Origin of the sequence: Mesorhizobium sp. M0152, from assembly GCF_040322415.1 — a bacterium.
In the GTDB taxonomy this organism is placed as follows: domain Bacteria; phylum Pseudomonadota; class Alphaproteobacteria; order Rhizobiales; family Rhizobiaceae; genus Mesorhizobium.
On the sequence record NZ_JAMYTH010000095.1, the window covers coordinates 1 to 4,819 of the forward strand.

The window sequence follows — 4,819 nt, forward strand, 5'->3', positions numbered from 1 at the left end:
CGCAAAGCCGCGGGGTGGGACCCAGACTTCCTGCTCCAGATCCTCCAACAAAAATGACCGTTAACCTCGATTCCCCGCCGTGGGCCTGTGTGTCGTAAGCACACGAGTTGTCCGGATTAGGTAGCACGTGAGTTGTCCGGTTTCATGTCCAGCCAATGGAGGCTGGGGATGAAACGGGCGGCATGGCTACAGGACCGGAGAATGCAGAAGTTTCGCGACGTTTTGAGCCGCTGGGATGGCGGCGATCTTTCGATGATGGAGGCAGGTGAGTTGCTGGGCATGTCGGAGCGGCAATTTCGCCGTTACCGCGACCGTTACGAAGAGGCTGGGGACGCTGGGTTGCTCGACCGGCGTTTGGGCAAGATTTCGACGCGTCGGGTGCCTGCGGAAGCGATCGAGGCGATGCTTGAGCTTTATCGTCATCGCTACCTTGGCTGGAACGTGAAGCATTTCCACGAGCACCTGCTGCGCGATCACGACTTCAGCTGGGGCTACACCTTCATCAAGACGCAGCTTCATGCGGCGGGCCTGGTGGAACGGGCCAAGCGGCGCGGCGCTCACCGGCGCAAGCGCGAAAGGAAGCCGTGCGAGGGGATGATGCTGCACCAGGACGGCAGCCGGCATGCCTGGCTGGAAGGCCAGCCGATGCTGGATCTGATCGTGACGATGGATGATGCAACGAGCACGCTCTATTCGGCCTTTCTGATCGAGGAGGAAGGCACGGCGTCGAGCTTTCAGGGACTTCTGGAGACCTTGGTCGCCAAGGGGCTGCCGTCGAGCCTCTACACCGATCGCGGCAGCCATTACTTCGTGACCCTCAAGGCCGGCGAGGCGGTCGACAAGAGCCGGCTGACCCAGGTCGGGCGGGCGCTGCGGCAACTGGGCATCGAGCATATCCCGGCCTATTCGCCTGAAGCCAGGGGGCGCTCCGAGCGGATGTTCTCAACCTTGCAGGATCGGCTGCCTAAGGAACTGGCGCTGGCCGGCATTGCCGATATCCAGGCCGCCAACCGCTTCATCGCACAGACCTATCTGCCGGCTCACAATGCCCGCTTCGCCAAGCCGGCCGCGGTTGAAGACAGCGCCTTTGTCGCCGCCGACCCCGCTCAACTGGCCGAGATATTGTGCATCGAGGAGGAGCGCGTCGTCGGCAACGACAACACCGTCGCCTTCGGCCGCTTGCGGCTGCAACTGCCGCCGAGCCCGATCCGCCACCACTTCGTCAAGGCCAAGGTCAAGGTCAGGCGGTATCCCGACGGCGATCTCGCCGTCTTCCACGGCCCGCGCCGCATCGCAAGCTATCGACCCGACGGATCACCGTATGATCCAGACTCCGAACTCAAAAGCGCCGCGTGAACTGCTTCGACGCGACAACAGAAGCGGACAGATGATGTGCTACCAAAACCGGACAACTTGAAAAGCTACCGACAGGATCGAGAACCCGGCCGGAACGATTCCGCCCTCGTTGGCCAATGGCAGCGACAGCGGGACCGTCGCGACGGACGAGTTGCCGTACTCTGCGGTAAAGGCCGAGATTCCTCCCCACGGAATCGAAAAGGCGCGCGTGGCTGATACGGCACCGATCGGCTTTTTTGCGGCGCATGCGGGTCCCGCCAGTACGTCCAGCGAGCAGGCAGTCATCGCTCGGTAACAAAGGACGGCACTCGCCAACTCAAGCCAGCCAACCAGGTTCGCCCGACTTCCTCTTGCCTCCCGAAGCGTCCAATGGATGGATTTGCCGATCATCCAATGATTCCGGCCGATGATTCCGAGACGAGGCTGACGGGGCAATTACACTTGCGTTTGCCGCGACGAGGGGCGGAAACGGAACAATTGAGCAAACTTTTTTGTTCGATATTGGACAAGAATGTCGGAAGCTCAAACAAAATAACGGACTTTGCCGCAGCTACTTAAGCGGCGTCAATGCGCGCTTAATTCTGGTCTTCACGACAGATTGCGCCACTCGCCGTGACTAGAAGGTCTGCAACGCTCAGTTGGCACGACTTTTGAACTTGTAGGATGGGTGACAGCTAAGCCAACCAGTATAACCACGAGTCATAACCAAAACCTAGGGAAAGCATCGGTTGAAGGTGTTTCCCATTGTTTTCGAGGGATCGCCAATGGCGTTTGAGATCAGGGATGCACGGCCGGACCACGAATGCGCTTGGCGAAAACTTTGGGACCGCCACGTGATCTTCTTTGGGATGACGCCCGATCCCGAGGTGACCGCTTCAACCTGGAAGCGCATTCTCGATCCCGCGTCGCCGATCAACATGCGTGTTGCCGAGCAGGACGGTGCGCTTGCAGGCTTCGCTATCCACCTGTCCCATCCTTCATCTTGGGTCAAGAGCAACGACTGCTATCTCGAGGATCTTCATGTTGAAGAGTATTTCCGCGGCTCCGGCATCGGCCGGGCGCTCCTCGACGATCTCGTCGCAGTCTGCAAAAAGAATGGCTGGGAGCGGCTTTACTGGCACGCCGACGCGGGCAACATCCGCGCCCGCAAACTCTACGATTCCTATCTCAAGCATGATGGGCACGTTCGTTACCGAATGCGCATCTCGAGGTAGACTTAGAGCCCCCTTGCCTTCACTGTTCGAACGTTCTGGCCCATGGTTCCGTTGCCCGTGCCTTCCCAGCAGCAAACGTCCAACAAATGTGGAGAACCCGGGCCTCAAACCTCAAACTGCAGCGAAGGACACGACCGGAGCTTATCGCCCGCAAGCAAAGATTGCCTCGGACGATGCGGTTCTCAAGCTGTTTGAATACGGATCTTACGGATGCGCACCTCACGACGGCATGAAAGATGATCGCCTGCGGCGCGGCAATCAACGTGAGGCTTCTCTCCCAGACCGTCGCTCTATAATCGCTCGTCGTCTGGTGACGTCGAAGCTAACCGTCCCGCATTTCTATGTCGGCTTAAATTGCGAAATCGACGAGCTTTTGGCGCTGAGCCCCAACGGTGCTGCGCCCAGTTCGTGTACGGGCTCAATGCAGGGTGATAAAGACCCTGGCGCTTGCGATGCGTGCCGCGTCTCCTTGGACCAAGAATGCTATAGTCAGCAAACATGCCGACCTGGGGGTAGGTGTCTCGATCGCTGGCGGTCTGATCACACCGATCATTACGGAAGGCCGAGTTGAAGACGCTCCCAACGGGATAAGAGATCTCGGCTACTAGCGGATGAAGGATCGCAACTAGCCTAAGCCTAGCTAAAAGCCTGAAGAGTATTAAGACTGCACCTCGTGATCGTACACATGGGCATGATGGCGTCAAATGAGTTGGCTGCCGTGGTCAATCAGCCGCACAAGATTCTTTCGGCCGGTGCGGGTGAGCAGCGTCAGTTGCAAAGAACAGTGTCATGGTCATCGCGACGGTGATGAATGATGAATGTTACACTTCCATCGACCATCACTATGTGAACGGCACGCTCGGAGCCAAGCGCGGAGGGCTGGCTTCACCGTTGCGCCCGCACCTGCTCACCCCCTCACGCGTTCCGACTTCGGATCGTACATAGGCTTCAGCGAGGCTTCCGCCGCAAAACGCTCTCCGGCGATCTCGATCTCGTAGGATGAGGCCAGCATATCCGCCTCGCTCTCGCCCTGGCACTTGATATAGCCCAGTCCGACGGCGCCGCCGAGATGATGGCCGTAATTGCCCGAGGTGATCGGACCGACGATCTTGCCGTCGCGCAGGATCGCCTCGTTGTGGAAGAGCAGGGGTTGCGGGTCCTTCAGCCGGAACTGGACCAGCCTACGTGACAGGCCGGCTTCCTTCTTCTTCAATACTGCATCACGGCCAATGAAGTCGCCCTTGGCCGTTTTGACCGCGAAGCCGAGACCGGCTTCCAGGACATTGTCCTCATCGGTGATGTCATGGCCGAAATGCCGAAAAGCCTTCTCTATGCGGCAGGAATCCAGCGTGTGCAGGCCGCAGAGTTTCAGCCCGACATCTATGCCCGCCTCATCGATCGCTTCGAAAACATGGGCCGCCTGGTCGGTCGAGACATAGAGCTCCCAGCCGAGCTCGCCGACATAGGTGACGCGGTGGGCGCGGGCCAGGCCCATGCCGATCTCGATTTCCTGGAACGTGCCGAACGGGTTGGTCTCGTTGGAGAAGTCGTTCGGACTCACCTTCTGGATCAGTTTTCGCGCATCCGGTCCCATCAGGCAGAGCACGCTTTCGGCCGCCGTGACATCGGTGATGACGACGAATTCGTCGGTGAGGTGTTTTCTCAGCCAGGCGAGGTCGCGCTGCAGCGTTGCACCTGGGACGACGAGGAAGAAGGCCGTCTCCGACAGCCGCGAGACCGTCAGGTCGCTCTCGATACCGCCGCGCTGGTTGAGCATCTGGGTGTAGACGATCTTGCCCGGCGCCACGTCCAAGTCGTTGGCGCACAGTTTTTGCAGGAAGGCACAGGCGTCGCGGCCCTCGACACGGATCTTGCCGAACGAGGTCATGTCGAACAGGCCGACCTTGTTCCTGACCGCGAGATGTTCTTCGCGCTGGTTGTCGAACCAGTTCTGGCGCTTCCAGGAATAGCGGTATTCGCGCTCCTGGCCCTCGCGGGCGAACCAGTTGGCGCGCTCCCAGCCGGCGACTTCGCCGAAGACAGCGCCACGCGCTTTCAAATGCTCGTGCAGGGGCGAACGCCTGACGTTGCGCGACGACGCCATCTGTCGGTAAGGGAAATGGTCGGCATAGAGCAGGCCGAGCGTTTCGGAGACGCGCTCCCGGAGGTAACGGCGGTTCTTCTGGAACGGCTGGGCGCGGCGGATGTCGACTTCCCACAGGTCGAAAGGCGCCTCGCCATCGTTGATC

The 4,819-nt window shown here is 59.7% G+C and carries 4 protein-coding genes and 1 pseudogene; 2 read left to right on the forward strand and 3 right to left on the reverse strand.

Annotated elements, in window-relative coordinates:
- Window positions 1–201 precede the first annotated feature (201 nt).
- Window positions 202–1,356 (forward strand): ISNCY family transposase, encoded by a 1,155-nt coding sequence (locus tag NKJ26_RS33075; protein ID WP_352700026.1) that lies wholly within the window; start codon window positions 202–204, stop codon window positions 1,354–1,356.
- 39 nt (window positions 1,357–1,395) lie between these two features.
- Here the strand turns inward: NKJ26_RS33075 and NKJ26_RS33080 are convergent, their stop codons facing one another.
- The gene (locus NKJ26_RS33080) at window positions 1,396–1,746 is read right to left on the reverse strand and encodes a hypothetical protein (RefSeq protein WP_352700028.1); all 351 of its coding nucleotides are present in this window, start codon (window positions 1,744–1,746) and stop codon (window positions 1,396–1,398) included.
- A 374-nt stretch (window positions 1,747–2,120) separates the two neighbouring features.
- Here NKJ26_RS33080 and NKJ26_RS33085 point away from each other — a divergent pair, with 374 nt between their 5' ends.
- The gene (locus NKJ26_RS33085; RefSeq protein WP_352700030.1) at window positions 2,121–2,570 is read left to right on the forward strand and encodes a GNAT family N-acetyltransferase; all 450 of its coding nucleotides are present in this window, start codon (window positions 2,121–2,123) and stop codon (window positions 2,568–2,570) included.
- A 768-nt stretch (window positions 2,571–3,338) separates the two neighbouring features.
- Here NKJ26_RS33085 and NKJ26_RS33090 read toward each other — a convergent pair.
- Window positions 3,339–3,422 (reverse strand): annotated as a pseudogene (locus tag NKJ26_RS33090) (H-X9-DG-CTERM domain-containing protein); the annotation flags it as partial.
- Between the two features lie 55 nt (window positions 3,423–3,477).
- On the reverse strand, window positions 3,478–4,819 hold a 1,342-nt coding region (locus NKJ26_RS33095; protein ID WP_352700032.1), incomplete at its 5' end, for a glycine cleavage T C-terminal barrel domain-containing protein.

Bases quoted from the DNA above. Each gene is read 5' to 3' on its own strand.
- NKJ26_RS33075 (WP_352700026.1), top strand. From the start codon at position 202: ATGCAGAAGTTTCGCGACGTTTTGAGCCGCTGGGATGGCGGCGATCTT.
- NKJ26_RS33080 (WP_352700028.1), bottom strand. From the start codon at position 1,746: ATGATCGGCAAATCCATCCATTGGACGCTTCGGGAGGCAAGAGGAAGT.
- NKJ26_RS33085 (WP_352700030.1), top strand. From the start codon at position 2,121: ATGGCGTTTGAGATCAGGGATGCACGGCCGGACCACGAATGCGCTTGG.